Here is an 18,992-nt window from a genome sequence, read left to right as displayed (position 1 = left end):
GGTTTTTTATTGCAGGACCAACTATGTTTTATTCATTGACCAAGAAACTGTTATTTACCTGTGATGCTGAACGCTCGCATGACTTCGCTTTAGGCAGCCTAAAACGGCTAGCGCATTCTCCTGTTGCAGGCTTATGGCGGCAACAATTAGTGGCAAAACCCAAAACCATAGCAGGGATCCATTTTGATAACCCGGTTGGTTTAGCCGCCGGTCTAGATAAAAATGCGGATTGTATTGATGCTTTTGGCCAAATGGGTTTTGGCTTTATTGAAGTAGGTACAGTAACGCCACGGCCACAAGCGGGTAATGATAAGCCGCGGATGTTCCGTTTACCACAAGCCGAAGCCATTATTAATCGCATGGGCTTTAACAATAAAGGTGTTGACTATCTCGTTAACAATGTCAAAAACAGCCAATTCAAAGGCGTGCTGGGTATTAATATTGGTAAAAACAAAGATACCTCGAACGAGCAGGGTAAAGACGACTATATTCACTGTATGCGCAAGGTTTACGCCCATGCCAGCTATATCACGGTCAATATTTCTTCGCCAAATACGCCGGGCTTACGTGATTTACAATTTGGTGAAGCCTTACTCGATTTATTAATGGCGGTAAAAAACGAGCAATTAGACTTACAAGCTCAATATGATAAGTATGTGCCGGTTTTCGTGAAGATAGCACCGGATATGGATTTAATCGCGGTGGAACAAGTCGCTGATACCTTACTGCGCAGTAAAATGGACGGTGCTATTGCCACCAATACCACTTTAGACCGAAGCCAAGTGGTGAATTTACCTTTTGCCAATGAAGCAGGTGGCTTAAGTGGTTTACCCGTACAACACAAAAGTACGGAAGTCATTGCTCAATTACGCCATAAAGTAGGTAAGGACTTTCCTATTATTGGGGTGGGCGGTATCAACAATTCGGCTTCAGCGCAAGCAAAACTTTCGGCAGGGGCTGATCTGTTGCAAGTTTACACCGGGTTTATCTATCATGGCCCTAAACTCGTGAAAAACATCGTTGAATCGCTATAAAAAAGCGTTTTTAATGTGAATTGCGCTTTTCAAATCTGATCTGCGTGCTATAGTACTTTGTAGTTATCTGTTCTGTTTCAAGGAGTAAAGAACATCAGATGTTAACGCCATCAGAACATTGGGTTTGGTATTATTGCCAAAATTCAGATCGTTTGTTGTTAACCTTGAGTGCATCGTCATCGTTCACTTCCGAGTTAACGGGCGCTGTGCTCAATCAAAAAATCGTCTCACAGCCTTTTTCGTTAGAGGAAGCTGAGGCTTTTTGGCGTTTTCATGATGTGTTATTACCTTTGCCCTTGAGTGATGAAGAGCGAGAACAGTTTGCTTTGCATGCCTTAGCTAATCGTTATCGCCAATTATCTGCGCATAAAAGCTGGTATTTTGTTACTCAGCGCCAACAAGACATTGGTTTGTATCAATTAGTACAGTTACAGGGTAAAGATATTATTCCTGCTTTAGTGGTCGCCTCAGACTTAGAATGTATCGAATGTTTACTACTAACCAAAGGCGAAACCTTAGCGGGTAAGTTGCTCACTCGTGGCAGCGTGATCCGCGTATTGCGTAATCGTGCACAACTCTTTGAAATGAACGTTGATTTTGCCCAAACAGCCTAACGGCATCCCTTCTGCTTGGCGCCATGTTAAACTACAGCGTGGCTTTAAAGGGTAGGTTAACGTGTCATGCTTCGCATAAAAAAATTACTGCAGCAAGCGCTGCAGCGCACTACTAGCGATAGTGATAGCCCTAGCCATTCAGGGTTAAGTAAAAAACGCCGTCTGTTACTACTCTTTCTTGTCTTATTTCATCTGTCAGGTTTGTTGTCTTCGGTTGATGCCTTGATGTCATCTCGTACCGCGCAAGGCAGTATTGCTTGGTTAGTGTCGCTTAATACCATGCCTTATGTTGCCGTGCCGGCTTATTGGATTTTTGGCCGCAGTCGATTTCAGGGGTATGTGATTTCCCGACAGTCTACGGATAACGAATTAGCAGCCAAGCATCAGTTAAAAACCAGCAGTGTTGATCCCTTTATTCGCGATGAAACCTTAGCAATAAGTCAGTTAGATGCGGTGGAACGCCTAGCTAAAATGCCGTTTTTAACCGGTAATCAACCAGAATTATTAATTGATGGTGCACAGAGTTTTGCTAGCATGTTTGCTGGGATCCGAGCTGCAGAAGCGTATGTGCTGGTACAATTCTATATTGTTAGATACGATGAATTAGGTCGCCAGTTGCAGCAATTGCTGATTGATAAAGCGCGCGCTGGCGTGAAAGTGTATTTTTTATATGATGAAATTGGTAGTTATCGTTTTCCGCATCAGTATATTCGCGCATTACGAACCGCCGGTGTTGATATTCGGCCATTTCAATCCACTAAAGGCCCGGGTAACCGTTTCCAACTGAATTTTCGCAATCATCGCAAAATCGTGATTGCGGATGGTCAATTCGGCTGGTTAGGGGGCTTAAATGTGGGTGATGAATATTTGGGGCAGGATCCTCGCTATGGCGCATGGCGAGATACCCATTTAAAATTAACGGGCCCCGCAGTACAAGCCTTGCAGCTGTCTTTTGTGGAAGATTGGTTTTGGAGTACCGACAGCCTGCCGGCATTACAATGGCAAGCCCAGGCCGCAGCAAAGGGTGATGCTGCGGTATTAATCTTACCCTCAGGCCCTGCAGATCGATTTGAAACGGCCAGTTTACTGATCCAGCATGCCATACACAGTGCCAAACATCGGTTTTGGATTTCCAGCCCATACTTTGTGCCAGATGAAGGCACATTAGCGGCGTTAAAACTGGCGGCGCTTCGCGGTGTTGATGTACGGGTGTTGATCCCAGAGCGGACAGACAATGTGTTGGTCACCCATGCGGCCTATGCTTTTATTGGGCCTTTATTGGATGCGGGCGTAAGCATTTATCGTTATCAGCAGGGTTTTTTGCATGCTAAAAGCTTTATTGTTGATCAACAACTCGCCGCAGTGGGCACCATTAATTTAGATAATCGCTCGTTTCGACTAAATTTTGAAATTACGGCACTGGTGCTTGATGACACCTTTGTACAGAACTTGGCGGCACAATTTCAGCATGATTTTGCGCGGTCGCGCCAAATGAACTTAACCGAATTACAGGCTCAGCCTTGGTGGCATCGTGTGTTTGCACGTGCGGCTCATTTGCTGGCGCCGATCCTTTAGGAGTATTGCGATGCAAGTGCAAGCAAACTATCAACAGTTTATCGAAGTGTTACAGCACGCCCTGCGGGCTGAGCAACTGGTGAAAGTGGTGTTGAGTAAATACCACGGCCCCGAAGCCGCTCTACAACGCTTAGAAATGACACCCGTGCAACTTAAAGCACAATGGCAATTAAAGTGTGTTTATCATTATCAAACGAATCACATCACAAAAAACCTATTACCAGAGCAGGCCCTTAGCCTCATTGCCGGCTTAGTACAGAATGACTTTCGGCAAGCGAATTTACAAACAAGCACACAGCAATGTCAGCTTAGTTTAAGTAAAAAAGGCAAGTTTTTATTAAGCTGCCAAACCCAACACACGCAAACGGTCAGTGTGGCCAGTCATAATCGGCAAAAGCAGCGCTATGTCGAGCAAAGCCAGCCGTTTTTAAAAGCGTTAGGGGTCACTGATCAGCAAGGTCAGATTATTCCGGCGCTATCCAATAAATGGAAACAGCTGAATAAGTTTGTCGAAATTTTAGCGGCTGCGGTAAAAGAATCCGGTTTGAGTCAGCGGCAACAGTTACGCGTAGCCGATTTTGGCTCGGGTAAAGCTTATTTAACCTTTGCTATGCATGATTACTTTACCCATACCTTAGGTTTAACGGTGCAGGTTACCGGTGTAGAGTTGCGCCAACCTTTAGTGGATTTATGTAATAACACGGCGCAAAAGCTGGGGTTAAGCGGTCTGGATTTTGAACAAGGTGATGTAAAGCACTTTAAAGCTCGGGGTATTAATATCATGGTGGCGTTACATGCTTGTGATACCGCGACGGATCACGCACTGCATATGGGGATCCGTACCGGAGCAGAGATCATCATGTGCTCACCCTGTTGTCATAAAGAAATTCGCCCTCAGGTACGCTTACCCGACGTGCTAGCCCCCATGCTACAGCATGGTATACATTTGGGGCAGGAAGCAGAAATGCTCACCGACAGTTTGCGCGCATTGCTATTAGAAGCACACGGCTATCAGACCAAGGTGTTTGAGTTTATTTCGTTGGAACATACCAGTAAGAACAAAATGATCTTAGCAACAAAGCGCCAAAACCCTGAGGATAATAGCGCTGTGTTAGCCAAGATTGCCGCTTTAAAGCAGTTTTATGGAGTAGAGCAGCATTGTTTGGAGCAATTATTGGCGGCGTCCGCAAACACCGCCTCTTGTTAGAGTGTTAACGCAGAGCCGCCGCCAAATGTTTTACGGCAAGGTTCTGTGGGCCTTTTTTGGTGAGGTAATTGCTTGCGCTATAGCCCCACCAATCCCAACAGCCAAACGGGTTTAACGTGCTTTTTTCAACTTGCGGATATAACACCACCAGTTGATTGGCTTCAGCATAGTCATTTAAACCGGTTTGTCGCAGATAGGCTTCTCCGATCTGGCTAGCGTCTTGTCGACAGCCATGAAAGCTAATGTGCAAGTCACAACGTTGGCCGGCAGAACAGCTTTGCGGGATATACACATAACCATACTGTGCTAACTGACCTTGACTGGCGGGTGCTAACTGGTGTTGATCCAGTTTCAGTAACTGACCAATCGGATCCGTAGCGGCTTTTAAAGGTTTAGCCAAGATATGGCCCAGTAGTTTTGCTGCAGCGTCATACTGACAACTGGCGATAAAAGGTGATTCTGATTTATCACACTCAGTCAAACCGGCTTTTGCCGTGGGAAAGTGGTGCGCAAAAGGTTGATCGGCCACAACGGCTAACTGCGCTGCAGGTAACCAATGAGTATATTGTCTGGCTAAGGCCGCGCCGACTTTAGCTGACACGGTTTGATCGGCACTGCCATTGAACAACCACACTTTAGCGCCTTGTACCGCGCTCAGTGGCGCTAATTCTCCCGCCTCGCGTAACTGATTCAGTTTCGTTTCAATAGAGGCTAAATCAGGCTCTGAGTTCGGGTTCGCCATGCAGTGCCCCATAGCAATACGTAAATCGCCTTGAGCACAGTTAACCGGCCCAGCGGCTAAAATGGCGACCCCCGTCACTTCTTCAGCATAAGCTTGATGAAACTGACCGGCCATATAGCCGCCGGAAGACAAGCCTGAAACGGTGATATTTGCGGTTAAATTCAATTTAGGTAAGGGTTCGCTGGCGGCGAGAGAGGTACTGACTACCATAGCACTGAGCACAGCTAAACGACATGACAACATAGTCACTCCAAAAATAACAATTAGATGCCTTACTATCGGTCAGCATGCGACTAACGACAATAAGGCTTTAGTACAGTAGCGAGCGGTAATTAATCTTCAACCAGTAACGCTACACCGCGACCTCGCGGATCGGCCACGGCGATCGGTGTCTGATTTTCAATTTTAATTAATTGAATATCGCCAAGGTTCCAGTTTGGCGTGTGAAGCTGATATCCACGCTGTTTTAACTCTGCTGCCACTTCACTGGCTAAATTGGCATAGGGTTCTAAGCGAATTTGATCTTGAGGTAATAATTGATGATGAAAGCGCATCGCAGCTACCGCAGCAGCGGGAGTCATTTTATAATCGTAAATATTCAGCATCACCTGAAAGATACTGGTGAAAATGGTTGAGCCACCAGGTGTGCCAATCACTAATTCCAGTTTTTGATCTTTTAACACAATACTCGGCGTCATCGAGGATAACATGCGTTTTTTCGGCGCAATGGCATTGGCATCGCTACCAACCACACCAAAAGCGTTCGGCACACCGGCTTTGGCAGAAAAATCATCCATTTCATTATTTAATAAAAAGCCTGCATCGGTCACCACAACACCACTGCCATAATCTAAATTCAGGGTATAGGTATTTGACACCGCATTACCGGCTTTATCGACGATGGAAAAATGCGTGGTTTGCTCAGATTCTAAACCCGGGCGTACTTTTGCCGTCTCTGAAATAGCCTTGGCATTCACTTCACTGGCGCGCTTGGCTAAGTAACGCTGATCGAGTAAGCGTTGCTGTGGTAATTCAGTAAAATCAGGATCACCAAGATAATCGGCACGATCGGCAAAAACGCGTTTTTCGATTTCGGCAATTAAGTGAACGTATTGGGCCGAGTTATGGCTGACATTAGCAAAGTGGGGGGCATTCAGATCTTTTAATGTCAGCAATTGAATTAACGCAATACCTCCTGAGCTAGGCGGTGCGACGGTTATCAATTGTTTATCGCGCCAAGTAGTCACAATAGGGTTGCGCCAGACTGCCCGATAATTGGCTAAGTCTTCGGCACTGATTAAACCTTGCCCCCTTGTCATTTCAGCTAACAGTAATTTTGCGGTTTCACCTTGGTAAAAATCGGCTGGCCCATGCTCAGCAATTCGGCTTAAGGTTTTTGCTAAAGCCGGTTGTTTAAACTGTTCGCCTGGGCGCATTGCGCCAAAATAGTTAGCAAAGTTTGTCCGTCCGGCATAACGTTGAAGCGCATTCCCTTCATAATGATAGGCTTTATCTGGCACGGTAAAGCCTTCCTCTGCCAGTTTAATCGCTGGCGCGACTAAACTTGCCCAAGGCAAGCTGCCGAATTGTTGGTGTGCTTGCCACAAGCCCATGACGGTACCTGGCACGCCCGAGGCTTGATGACCCACTAAGCTCATGCCTTCAATCACTTCACCTTCGGCATTTAAATACATATCGCGGTGCGCTTTTGCCGGTGCCATTTCCCGATAGTCAAGAAAATAGGCTTTATTGTTAAACCACAGTGTCATAAAGCCACCGCCACCGATATTGCCTGCCTCAGGATAGGTTACCGCTAAGGTTAAAGCCGTAGCCACTGCTGCATCAACGGCATTGCCGCCTTGTTTTAGCACCGCAGCCGCTACTTCTGCACCATAACGATCTGGGCTGGCGACCGCACCGGCGCTAAGGGCGTTTTCTGCCTGCACGGGAGACATAACAGTGAGACAAACAATCAGCCCTAAGCGGCTGAACGGACGAGTGAAGAAAAACATAGCGAAGCTCCGAACAAAGATGAAACACAGAACATAGCATTGACGTTTAAGAAAAGAAATCGATGTTCTAATGCGTTTTTTGTCTTAGCAAAAATAAAGCGGCGTTGAGTGCTGTTTTGCATAGCATTTATGGGCTAACTTAACGCGGTCAGTGCCATCCAGCATGCAGTACACCTTCGATTGACTCAGCGCTTAGCAAGCGGCTGAGCAACAAAAAAAGGCGCCCAATAAAGGCGCCAAGTGTCAGGTTAGTGTTGTATCACCAAAAATGCTAACAACGAGCGTTAATATAAGCACTAGCTGATTTTACGTTTTGATCTATCGCAAGAAATAGCATAATCAACCGATATACTTGCTGAGCCCGCTGAAATAACGTACATCTAATAGCAGAACTTATTCACTGAAAAAGGTAGACAAGACGATGAAAGTTTCCGTGTTAGCGGCATTGCTAGGTGTTGCTTGTGTTAGTTCATTCGCAGCAAGCCCCGTTGGTATTGTTATTCATGGTGGTGCAGGCACGATCAACAAAGCACAGATGACAACTGAGCAGCAACAAGCCTATGAAGCGGCGTTAACCCAAGCCGTAGAGCAAGGTTACGCGGTACTACAGCAAGGCGGTAGCAGCTTAGATGCCGTGACTGCTGCAGTGATGCTGTTGGAGGATTCACCGTTATTTAATGCGGGCAAGGGGGCGGTATATACCTTTGACGAGCAGCATGAATTGGATGCGTCAATCATGCAGGGACAAGACCGACAAGCCGGTGCCGTGGCGGGGATAAGTACGATTAAAAACCCCATTTTATTAGCGCGCGCCGTGATGGAGCAATCTGAGCATGTCATGCTTGCTGGCGCCGGAGCTGAAACCTTTGCTGATACCTTACCACTTGAGCGAGTGAAAAATACCTATTACAACACCGAGTTTCGGTATGAAGCCTTGCAACGCGCTAAGCAAGCTATGGCACCGCAACCGCATCAAGCACAGATCCCATTTGATCCAGCCTGGCGCATGGGCACCGTGGGCGCGGTTGCGATAGATCAGGCTGGTAATTTAGCCGCTGCCACTTCAACCGGTGGTATGACCGCGAAACGCTATGGCCGCATTGGCGATGCTCCGGTGATTGGTGCTGGTAACTTTGCGGATAACAGCAGCTGTGCGGTTTCTGCGACAGGCCATGGTGAATACTTTATCCGCTATCAAGTGGCTTCTGATATCTGCGCACGGGTTAAATATCAAGGTAAAACGGCCTCTTTGGCCGCTCAAGAAGTCATGAGTGAACTGGCAAAAGTAGGGGGCACTGGTGGTGTTATTGTGGTGGACGCGGCAGGGCAATTAAGCTGGGCGTTTAATACTGAAGGGATGTACCGCGCAATGCGTGGCGCAGTCACGCCATTGCGGGTAGAAATTTTTAGTGACAACGCTGAGAATTAATCGTTAACCCTCCATGCAAAATTAACCTGATGAGCTAAGCTTAAAAAGTTAACTAACAGGTTGTTGTGGGGGAAATATGGATTTACTGAAAGTCGCTGATTATATGAATAAGCATCCCGTGACGTTTAATGCGGAGATGCCAGTAGAAATGGCTGTTGATCGATTAATTAAATGCCGACAAACCGGTGGGCCGGTTATTGATGAACGGCGCAAAATTATTGGGTTTATTTCAGAGCAAGATTGTTTAGCCCGAATGCTGATGTCAACCTATCACGATCAGCAATCATTTAAAGTGTCAGATATTATGCAAACGAATGTGCTGACGGTTAAAGATTACTACGGCATCATTGATGTAGCACAAACTATGTTGAAAGCGCAGCCGAAACTCTATCCGGTTGTCGACGATGATGGTTTTTTACTGGGGATCATTACCCGTTCCGATGTGTTAGCGGCAATAGACAAGGAACTGCATTCGCATTACGGTAAAGTAGGTTAAACACTGACGCCTCAGTATATTTACACTTCAGTTAGCAGGCGGTGTAGCGTATTACTGGATTGCCGCACCCTTACTTGGTAGCATTGCGCCCTCTGACTTCTGAGGGCGTTATTTTGTCTGCTACAGCACCATTTTCTGTTTCCGAATGTTACGCAAAATTAGCTGATTGCTTACTGCAAGATCAGTTTCGTTTCCGTCGCCAATTATCTGCGCTAAAAAAACTTGCTGACGTTGCTGCACAACAAAGTAAATTGTCTCGGCTTTGTGCCGATATTGAGCGCTCCATGGCGCTGCGCCAAGTGCGGGCGAAAGCTGTGCCGGCGCTTCATTATCCTCAAGAGTTACCGGTTGTTGCTAAAAAAGATGACATTAAAGCCGCCATTGCTGCGCATCAAGTGGTGATCATTGCCGGTGAAACCGGTTCGGGTAAAACCACTCAGATCCCGAAAATTTGTTTAGAGCTGGGCCGAGGTGTGGCCGGTACGATCGGCCATACCCAGCCCCGCCGTCTTGCCGCCCGCAGTGTTTGTGCGCGTTTAGCTGAAGAATTAGATTGTCAGGTTGGGCAGCAAGTTGGTTATAAAATCCGCTTTGGCGATCATACTCATGCCGACACCTTAATAAAGTTAATGACCGACGGTATTTTGCTGACCGAGATGCAGCATGACCGGTTTTTAAATCAATACGATACGTTGATCATTGATGAAGCGCATGAGCGCAGCTTAAATATCGATTTCTTATTAGGTTATTTGAAGCAATTATTACCTAAGCGTCCTGATTTAAAGGTCATTATTACTTCTGCGACAATTGATCCGGAACGGTTTTCGAAGCACTTTTTCGATGCGCCTATTGTTGAAGTGTCGGGGCGAACTTATCCGGTAGAAGTGCGTTATCGCCCTTACAGTGAACTGGATGATAAAGATGGCGATCAGTTGCAAGGTATCTTTGATGCCGTCAATGAGCTCTATCAAGAGCCGCCAGGTGACATTTTAATTTTCTTAAACGGTGAGCGTGAAATTCGTGATACGGCCGATGCGCTAGAAAAACTGCAATTACCGCACACCGAAGTTTTACCGCTGTATGCGCGGCTAAGTGCTGCCGAGCAAAATCGGATTTTTCAGCAACATGCAGGCCGACGCATCGTGTTATCAACCAACGTGGCCGAAACTTCCTTAACGGTACCAGGGATCCGTTATGTGATCGATCCGGGTACTGCGCGTATTTCGCGCTATAGCTATCGCTCCAAAGTACAACAATTACCCATTGAAGCGATCAGTCAAGCGAGCGCGAATCAACGTAAAGGCCGCTGTGGTCGGGTCGCTGCCGGTATTTGTATTCGTTTATATAGCGAAGAAGACTTTATCGGACGCCCCGAGTTTACCGATCCGGAGATCCTGCGTACGAACCTTGCATCGGTGATTATGCAAATGCTGGCGCTGGGATTAGGTGATATTGAAGCCTTTCCTTTTTTACAAAAACCCGATAGCCGCTTCGTCAATGATGGTTTAAAACTATTAGAAGAGCTCAGTGCAATTGCACAGCAGCGCGGTAAAGACCCACTAAAATTAACCGCGTTAGGAAAGCAACTGGCACGTTTACCTATCGATCCGCGTTTAGCTCGGATGGTGATAGCCGCCAGTGATAATGGCGCCTTGCGGGAAGTGTTAGTGATTGTGGCGGCGTTATCTATCCAAGATCCGCGAGAGCGGCCACTGGATAAACAGCAAAAAGCCGATGAATTACATAGCCGCTTTGCCGATCCGGATTCTGATTTTAGCAGTTGGCTTAAACTGTGGGATCACCTGCAACAACAGCAAGATGCCTTAACGAATAATCAATTTCGACGTAACTGCCGGTTAGAATTTTTAAACTACCTACGTGTGCGCGAGTGGCAAGATCTCGTTGCGCAATTAAGCCAGGTGGCCCAAGAGCAGCAACTAAAAAGCAACGAACAAGCCGCGAATTATCAGCAAGTGCATATGTCATTGTTAAGCGGTTTATTGGGGCAAATTGGCTGTAAAGACAGCGAAGCCGATTATTTGGGCCCGCGGCAAACCCGTTTTTATGCTTTTCCGGGCAGCCATTTGTTCAAACGCAAACCTAAATGGGTTATGGCCGCTGAATGGGTTGAAACCAGCCGTTTGTATGCGCGAAGTTTAGCTAAAATTGAACCCGAGTGGGTTGAACCCTTGGCGCAGCATTTGGTTAACCGCAGTTACAGTGAACCGCATTGGGAAAAGAAAAAAGGCGCTGTCGTCGCTTATGAACAAGTGACGTTATACGGTGTGATCATTGTTGGAAAAAGACCGGTTCTGTATAGCCGTATTGATGAAGCCGTGTCTCACCAATTGTTTATTCGCGAAGGCTTGATTAATGGCGAGTCGGGGCTACAAGATGCATTTTTACAACACAATCAGCAATTAATTGAGCAGGTGCAATCGCTCGAAGAGAAATCTCGGCGTCGCGATATTTTAATCGATGATGATGCGTTAGCCAGTTTTTATGCTGAGCGTATTCCCGTATATGCTAATAATCGTGTTGATTTTATTAAATGGTGGAAGAAAAAACGGCAACAAGATGCGACTTTTTTAAATTTCGATCCTGATGCTTTATTACAGCGGGATGCCTCAGATATTACCTCGGCTAAATTTCCAGAAAGCTGGCAGCAGGGAAATTTAACCTTACCATTAGAATACCATTTTGCACCTGGTGAACCTGATGATGGTGTCAGTGTATTGATCCCGCTGGCGCTGCTGAATCAGGTTGAAAATACCGGTTTTGATTGGTTGATCCCAGCATTACGTCATGAATTACTGGTGGCTTTGATTAAATCGTTACCAAAAAACTTGCGGCGTAATTTTGTGCCCGCGCCAAATTACGCCGATGCCTTGTTGCAAAGCATTCAACCAGAGGATGGCCCTCTGTTAGACGTTGTTACGTATAAATTAAAACGAATGTCGGGGCTGAATATTCCAGAAGATGCTTGGGAGCTGTCAGGCTTAGCGGCGCATCTGCGGATGAATTTTAAAATTGTCGATGAGCGTAAGCTCGTGGCTCAGGGGCGTTCGTTGGCTTTGTTAAAACAGCAGCTGCAAGGTGAAGTACAGCAAAGCCTTAGCGAAGTGGCAGAGCAAGGTATTGAGCAAGCGGCGCTGACGAACTGGACCTTTGGTGATTTACCGCAAGAGTATGTCAAGCTGCAAGCGGGTTTTGAAATTAAAGCCTTTCCGGCTTTAATTGATGAAGGCGATAGTGTCGCCATTCGGCTGTTGGATAATCCGCAGCGCGCGCAACAAGAACATATCAAAGGCTTGCGTCGCTTATTATTGCTGAATATTCCATCCCCAGTGAAGTATTTGCAAGATACGTTACCTAACCGCGCCAAATTGGGTTTGTACTTTAATCCTTTTGGTAAGGTATTAGAGCTGATTGATGATTGTATTGCGGCAGCCACCGATGAGTTAATTACGCAAGCACTGCCGGTACAAGATGCCAACGCGTTTCAGCAGCTAAAAGAGCGCTTACGTGCTGATTTAGCTGAACGGGTGCGGCAAATTGCGCTGCAGGTTGAGCGGATCCTTAATCAGTATCACGAAATTCAAAAGCGTTTGAAGGGCAAAGTCGATTTGGCGCATTATCAGGCGCAAGCCGATGTGAAAAGTCAATTAGAGCAATTGATTTTTAAAGGCTTTGTTACAAAACATGGCGCTTCGCGTATGGACGATTTACTGCGTTATCTCAGTGCTATGGTGAAGCGTTTAGAAAAACTGCCGGTCGATCCAAATCGAGATCGTTTGTTAATGCACGAATATCAACATGCCGAACAAGCCTATTTGCAACTACTTGGCAAATTTGCTGGGCAACCCTTACCTGAGGCCGTAAGCGCGATAAGTTGGATGCTACAAGAGCTAAAAGTATCACAGCATGCGCAGCAATTGGGTACGCCTTATCCCATTTCTGCGAAGCGGATCCTTAATGCCGTACAAGAGCTTAAATAATATACTTGCAGGCTGTGTTAAGCTTGCTAAGATTAAGGTTAAGTAGTGTAAGGAAATCGATATGGTAAACAGGAATGATAACCGGCATTTTTACCGCATGATGGTAAATGCTGATGTAAAGCTGATGATTAACGACCCAGAAGCCGCCCGAGTCATAGATGGGGTTTGTCGAGATTTAAGTGCTTCGGGGATGTCGGTTGAAACCGATGAGTTGATTGAGTTAGGCACTTTAATTCGCATCCGTTTAGAATCGCCGAATGCCAGCGTACCGCCGCTTGATGCGACTGCTAAGGTGATGCGTTGCAGTCAAGACAGCGAAGAGAGCTACAATTTGGGATTAGCTTTCATCGAGCTTAACTAAAGCAGTTAATCACTCAGTGTCTATAAAACGTTGCTATGCTTTTAATAAAAAGGCGTAGCAACATTTTTATTGGCTGATGCCAGCAACATTGCCATAATATAGGCTACTGCTGCTGACATATTCTCATGTCAATTACATCACACTGGCATACTCTGTCATACAGAGCTTTAATCTGCATTGCTGCAAATATTCAGCAAATCTCAAGCACCCTTAATATATTTTGCAAATTAAGCCTTTCAAGTAAAAGCCTTCAGGAAAAAAGCTGGCAATCAGATGGTCACTGTCTTGTTGTAAGCGTTCGATAAACAAACAATCTCGCTTGGCATCCAGCGCCGCATCGGCCACGACTTTTTGAAATAATGCTTCTTCAATTAAGCCTGAGCAAGAAAAGGTGAAGAGCAAACCGCCAGGTTTAACTAATTGCATCGCTAAGCGGTTTATATCTTTGTAACCCCGACAGGCACCATTGAGTTGTGATTTATTATCCGCAAACTTCGGCGGGTCTAATATAATCAGATCGAAGGTTTTGCCTTCTTCTTGATACTGTCGTAATAACTTAAACACATCGGCCTTTGTATGGGTGAGGGCATTTAAATCTAAGTGATTAAGCTCGGCGTTACGGCTGGCGGTAGTTAAGGCTAACTCTGACATATCCACGTTAGTCACATGACGAGCACCGCCTAATAAAGCAGCTACGCCAAAGGTACCGGTATAGCTAAAGCAGTTTAACATCTCGGCATTTTTGGCATACCGACGCACGGCTGCACGGCTGGCACGTTGATCGAGGTAAAAACCGGTTTTGTGGCCTTCAATAATATCAACAATCAGCGTCATACCGTGCTCTTTAATGAGCACTTCGCCGCTTTCGCGGGGTAAATGTAACCAGCCTTTAACCAGTGGTAAGCCTTCTTTTTTACGGATATCAACATCTGAACGCTCGTAAATACTGTGCTCAGGAAAAACCTGACGCAAAGCGCTTACCAGCATTTTGCGTTTGGCATCCGCCCCCGCGGATAATAACTGCACCACCAATACATCGGCGAATTTATCGATAGTAATGCCGGGAAGATCGTCCGACTCGGCTGCTATGATGCGCAGGCCATTGGTATCTTCGGTATTAAAGACACTTTGACGGATCTGCCATGCTCGGCTGATTTTACGTACGAAGAAATCAACATCAATCGCTTCATCTTGTTGGAAAGTCCAGATGCGGGCGCGAATTTGTGAACTCGGTGAATAGGCTGCCCGTGCCAGCCATTGTCCTTTACTACTGAGTACTTCAACCGTGTCGCCGCGATTAGGGGTATTTAACACCTTATCTATGGCATTGGAAAACAGCCACGGATGGCGGCGGTTTAGAGCCTTTTCACGACCATCTTGCAAGACAATTGTAGGTAAGTTTACGGTTCTATTCATGATTTTATGTACGCTGTGCTAGACTAAAGGGCGTATTTTAGAGAAGAGACCGACAAAGCTAAAGTAAATTCGTAAAGCTATCGTTATGGAGTGCTATGAACAAGCCAATTCCGCAGCAAATGCTTGCCGTTTCGGTACAGCAACCCGGTAAAAACAGTGTTTTAGTATGGCAAAGCCAACCTATACCAGAATTGATGACCGGTCAGCTATTAATTCAAGTAGCGGCTTGTGGGATTAATCGTGCTGATTTGATGCAGCGCCAAGGGTTGTATCCGCCACCGCCAGGCGATAGCGACATTTTAGGCTTAGAGGTGGCTGGCATCGTGGTGGCGGTGGCGGATGCCCGTTTAGAGGCTTGGCTGGGCCGGCAAGTGTTTGGTTTAGTCAATGGTGGGGGTTATGCCGAATATGTGGTGATGCCAGAAGCGCATGCTATGCTCGTACCAACTGGCTGGAGCATGGTTCAGGCCGCAGCAACCGCAGAAACCTTTTTAACGGCTTACCAATTATTATTTACCGAAGGCCAAGCGCAACCTGGCCAGCGTGTGCTTATTCATGCGGGAGCCAGTGGTGTTGGCACTTCTGCTATTCAATTAGCCAAAGCTAAAGGGTTGCATAGTGCCGTTACGGTGGGCAGTGCTGACAAAGCCGAGGCATGTTTAAAGCTCGGTGCTGAATATGCTATCAACTATCGGCAGCAACAGTTTAGTGACGCGTTAAAACAGTTTTGGCCAGAAGGCTTTAATCTGATCTTAGATCCGGTTGCCGGGCCTTATATTAATCAAGACGTCGCCTTATTAGCTCAAGATGGTAAGATCATTATTTATGCGATGATGGGAGGACGCACGGTGCCCGAATTCGAACTAGTGCCGTTATTTCGAAAACGCGGTCAGCTTTGGTGTTCTACCTTACGTAATCGCGATTTAGCCTATAAGGGCAAGTTAACTGCGGACTTTATTCACGATTTTGCAGCAGATATGGCCCGCGGCAAGGTTACACCCGTGATCCAGCAACAATTTGCTGCCTCAGATGTCGAGCAAGCACACCAACTGCTGGCGTCGAATCAAACCATTGGTAAATTAGTTTTAACATTTTAATTAATTGGTGTTTCGCCAAGTGAAAGGACGACATAACGCATGGCAGTTAGTTTTGGCAAGGCCAACTATGCAAAAACGGTGCAAAGGCTGATAGAGCGGATTTATAACCATAGTCCGTTGAAAGACTCCATTTATGAGCAAGCTGTGCTCTGGTTTGCCGCTAAGCCACAGGAAGATGCACAGGCTGCTGCGTTAGAGCAGCAATTGTATTTATTTGAAAACAATCACAGCGGCGCGAAAGGTAAGGCAGGTACAGCGCGTAATTTAAAAGAGGCCGAAAGCCAATCTCAAGAATTCAATAATCAAATTGAAGAGGCAAAATTTCAGCGTTATAGCGAGCTAGAAGCGATTTGTTATGACGTATTACAGCTATGCCAAAGTGACACCTTTGTGGATACGAACCAGCAAACTGCCAAGATGCTCGGTACGATCCAATTGATGTCGCCCACTAAAGGCCGACATGTCGCCAAAACCAACCAAAAAGTGCGTCATCTTTATAAAGCATTACTCAGCTTACGCCTGTTAGACCGTTTAGTCATGGACGGTCTGATTGATCATCCGTATATCATGGAATGTTATCAAGCCAGTAAAGAACTTCCTTATGCGGACAATGCTATTCACCATCCTTATCGCGATAATATTCATGTCACGGTGTTAATGGCGGCGATTTTACAAGATATCGGCCGTTGTCATCCCAGCTGTCAATTGCTGTTGAAAGGGCCTGAAGGTAACTTCGATGAGTTTCGTGAACTCGAGGCGGATGAGCGCAATACATTTTTACAGGACAGTTACACTGAAGCGTTTAACTATGTGCAGCATGCACTGAGTAAGGGCCGCTATCGTGGGCGCGCTCGTGATGAGCGAGATCGCTTTGTGCGTGATGAGGAGCAAAAACGTGAGTTATTGCTGTTGCTGCTGAAACAAGCGGCCCGGCCGCAAGAGGGCATTGGTAATGTGCTGCGGATCCCGCAAATCTATACTTCGATGGTGTTATCAACCAAGCAATCTTACAATTATGAAGATCTGCCAAAGGCCGCTTTGGCGCTAGATAAAAGTGCTGAGCTTGGCAAAATTAGTAAAAATAGTGTGGCGGGTTTTTTGCGGATTGTCGGGATGTTTCCGCAAGGTTATGGCTTGCCTTATATTCCAAAAGACTCTGATGGTAATGACATGGATCGTTATGAATACGCCATCGTTGCCGGGCTTTATCCGAGCAATTTCCGCCAGCCGTTTTGTCGTATTGTGACCTACAGTTTAACTTACCAAGCGTCTGCGCGAGCTTGTGTGTTAAGCATTGAAAATAACTTATATTTTGCGCCTGCCCGTAAAAAGCTTGAAGTGATACCAGAAGAGCGTTTGTTAGATATTTTACGCAAGCTCGTTTACGACTTCCAAGAGCGCATGGCTTCACCGCTCATTCCAAAGTTTTGGCATCCTTATGATTATTTTCTACATACCAAAAACCAAAACTTGTGGAATAAAGCCATAGTGATCTCGAACTAAGCTAGCAAAGTACCCTAAGCCGAGCCAGCTCGTGCTTAGGGTTTTGGGGGGGATTCAGGCTCTATCAAGCTGTCAGAGGGAGCGAAGGGGGGCGCATCTTCTTGGATATTGGGCACAAAGTTGTTGTGTTTTACTGTTGGCTCAGAGGCAACATCTGACTGGGCGACCCCTTCTGCAGTTGCTTCATTTGCTGTCGTGTTTTGTTCTGCTAGCGGCTCAACATCATCACGCATTTGTTGCTGTACCAGCTCTTCATCAACTCGCGGATCTAAAGCGGCCGCTAAAGGCGATGACACTAAATCACCCGAAGCCAGTTGATAATCGGAAGGTTGCTGTTCGGATAGCAGTCGGGTCGCCACTTTTTGGTTGTAATTGACCCGCGCCAAGCGCAAGAACAAGATCACACAACATACCGCCATATAGAGGTAAAGCATGCTATTACCAAACAGCTGCATGCTAAAAGAGGCCACTAAGGGCCCTAAGGTTGCACCAATACCAAAGGTCAGTAAAATGGTGGCGGATAGCGCGACACGCTCACTTTGTTCAATACGCTGATTGGCCATGGCTGTCGCCAGCGGATATAAAGTAAAGGCGAGGATGCCAAAACAGAAGGTCGCTGCTAACAACAGTAGGGTGTTAAGAGGGACTAAGGCAATCACTAACACAATCAGGCCTAACAAAGCACTATTGACCCGGACCAGACGACTTCGCGGGATCCGATCCGATAGCTTACCCATCGGCCACTGCGCTAATAAGCCGGCTAAAATAGTGGCAGACATAAAACTGGCAACTTCGCTATTGCTAAGGCCAATACCCGCTGCAAAGGCGGGTGCTAAACCGTAAAATGAACCGGAAATCCCCCCCGCAATTAAAATGGTGGTGAGAGATTGCGGTACTTTACGCCAAAACGCCATGATTTTGAGCGGTGCAGGATGCAGCGGCTGTGGGTGGATGCGCCGAGTGAGTGCAATTGGCACAATGCAAAGCGCATAACAGATACCAACCAGTAATAACGGCTCTATTCCCAGCTGTGGAAAGAACGACAACAGGGTTTGACCGCCTACCATGCCAAGGTAAGACACTATCATATAACCCGCAAACACGGAGCCACGCTGTGAGCTATCGGCTTGCTCGTTCAGCCAGCTTTCAAGCACCATATACTGACACATCATGCCGGTGCCAACGAGCAGACGCAGCAGCAACCAAATTTCAAGTGTATCGGTAAGTGCGTGGCACAGGGCCGAGGCCGTTACAATACTGGCGCTGGCCACAAAGGTGCGAATATGACCCACCCGCGCAATGAGTCTATGGCCTACTTTGGAGCCCGCAACCAGACCGAAATAATAAGCCGACATCATGCCACCAATCCACAGTTGCTCGACACCATCGCGGGCTAATGACAACGCTAAATAGGTGGTCAGTAGGCCGGCTCCCAACACCATAATCAGCGTGGTGGAAAACAGCGACGAAAAACTGCGAAAAGGCGATGGCATCCTTTACCTCTATGT

General features: G+C 46.5%; 14 protein-coding genes. 10 read left to right on the top strand and 4 right to left on the bottom strand.

Annotation, left to right across the window (positions count from 1 at the left end):
• Window positions 1–23 precede the first annotated feature (23 nt).
• The 4 genes from pyrD (at window position 24) to ORJ01_RS15065 (ending at window position 4,430) form a co-directional block, all read left to right on the top strand.
• Window positions 24–1,034 (top strand): quinone-dependent dihydroorotate dehydrogenase, encoded by a 1,011-nt coding sequence (pyrD, locus tag ORJ01_RS15080; RefSeq protein ID WP_306178739.1) that lies wholly within the window; start codon window positions 24–26, stop codon window positions 1,032–1,034.
• Between the two features lie 98 nt (window positions 1,035–1,132).
• Window positions 1,133–1,648: a cell division protein ZapC domain-containing protein gene (locus tag ORJ01_RS15075; protein WP_226751670.1), complete on the top strand. Its 516-nt coding sequence runs from the start codon at window positions 1,133–1,135 to the stop codon at window positions 1,646–1,648.
• Between the two features lie 66 nt (window positions 1,649–1,714).
• Window positions 1,715–3,223, top strand: a complete 1,509-nt coding sequence (cls, locus tag ORJ01_RS15070; protein WP_306178738.1) for a cardiolipin synthase — start codon at window positions 1,715–1,717, stop codon at window positions 3,221–3,223.
• Between the two features lie 10 nt (window positions 3,224–3,233).
• Window positions 3,234–4,430, top strand: coding sequence for an SAM-dependent methyltransferase (locus ORJ01_RS15065; RefSeq protein ID WP_306178737.1), 1,197 nt, complete (start codon window positions 3,234–3,236; stop codon window positions 4,428–4,430).
• Between the two features lie 4 nt (window positions 4,431–4,434).
• Here ORJ01_RS15065 and ORJ01_RS15060 read toward each other — a convergent pair whose 3' ends face one another.
• Both ORJ01_RS15060 and ggt read right to left on the bottom strand, forming a co-directional pair.
• Window positions 4,435–5,415 carry a PHB depolymerase family esterase gene (locus ORJ01_RS15060; protein ID WP_306178736.1) on the bottom strand — a complete coding sequence of 327 codons (981 nt, stop codon included), beginning with the start codon at window positions 5,413–5,415 and terminating at the stop codon, window positions 4,435–4,437.
• 89 nt (window positions 5,416–5,504) lie between these two features.
• Entirely contained in the window at window positions 5,505–7,127 is a 1,623-nt protein-coding gene (ggt, locus tag ORJ01_RS15055) for a gamma-glutamyltransferase (RefSeq protein ID WP_371930775.1), read from the bottom strand.
• Window positions 7,128–7,605: 478 nt separating this feature from the next.
• Between ggt and ORJ01_RS15050 the strand changes: the two genes are divergently transcribed.
• From ORJ01_RS15050 to ORJ01_RS15035, 4 genes are all read left to right on the top strand, one after another.
• Entirely contained in the window at window positions 7,606–8,613 is a 1,008-nt protein-coding gene (locus ORJ01_RS15050) for an isoaspartyl peptidase/L-asparaginase family protein (protein ID WP_306178734.1), read from the top strand.
• A 76-nt stretch (window positions 8,614–8,689) separates the two neighbouring features.
• Window positions 8,690–9,109, top strand: coding sequence for a CBS domain-containing protein (locus tag ORJ01_RS15045; RefSeq protein ID WP_226751664.1), 420 nt, complete (start codon window positions 8,690–8,692; stop codon window positions 9,107–9,109).
• 113 nt (window positions 9,110–9,222) lie between these two features.
• On the top strand, window positions 9,223–13,107 hold the full coding sequence (gene hrpA, locus ORJ01_RS15040; protein WP_306178733.1) for an ATP-dependent RNA helicase HrpA: 3,885 nt from the start codon (window positions 9,223–9,225) through the stop codon (window positions 13,105–13,107).
• A 61-nt stretch (window positions 13,108–13,168) separates the two neighbouring features.
• Complete coding sequence (locus ORJ01_RS15035; protein ID WP_306178732.1) at window positions 13,169–13,468, top strand: PilZ domain-containing protein; 300 nt, start codon at window positions 13,169–13,171, stop codon at window positions 13,466–13,468.
• 210 nt (window positions 13,469–13,678) lie between these two features.
• On the opposite strand, the gene ORJ01_RS15030 is transcribed toward ORJ01_RS15035, so the two are convergent.
• Window positions 13,679–14,884: a class I SAM-dependent rRNA methyltransferase gene (locus tag ORJ01_RS15030; protein WP_306178731.1), complete on the bottom strand. Its 1,206-nt coding sequence runs from the start codon at window positions 14,882–14,884 to the stop codon at window positions 13,679–13,681.
• 95 nt (window positions 14,885–14,979) lie between these two features.
• Here ORJ01_RS15030 and ORJ01_RS15025 point away from each other — a divergent pair, with 95 nt between their 5' ends.
• Complete coding sequence (locus ORJ01_RS15025; protein WP_306178730.1) at window positions 14,980–15,981, top strand: NAD(P)H-quinone oxidoreductase; 1,002 nt, start codon at window positions 14,980–14,982, stop codon at window positions 15,979–15,981.
• Window positions 15,982–16,020: 39 nt separating this feature from the next.
• Entirely contained in the window at window positions 16,021–17,484 is a 1,464-nt protein-coding gene (locus ORJ01_RS15020) for a hypothetical protein (RefSeq protein ID WP_306178729.1), read from the top strand.
• A 35-nt stretch (window positions 17,485–17,519) separates the two neighbouring features.
• On the opposite strand, the gene ORJ01_RS15015 is transcribed toward ORJ01_RS15020, so the two are convergent.
• Window positions 17,520–18,977, bottom strand: a complete 1,458-nt coding sequence (locus ORJ01_RS15015; protein ID WP_306178728.1) for an MFS transporter — start codon at window positions 18,975–18,977, stop codon at window positions 17,520–17,522.
• Window positions 18,978–18,992 lie beyond the last annotated feature (15 nt).

Origin of the sequence: Alishewanella sp. SMS8 (assembly GCF_030737935.1) — a bacterium.
Taxonomy (GTDB): domain Bacteria; phylum Pseudomonadota; class Gammaproteobacteria; order Enterobacterales; family Alteromonadaceae; genus Alishewanella; species Alishewanella maricola.
The sequence above is the reverse complement of the archived record's forward strand: the minus strand, read 5'-3'. Positions and strand labels throughout refer to the sequence as shown.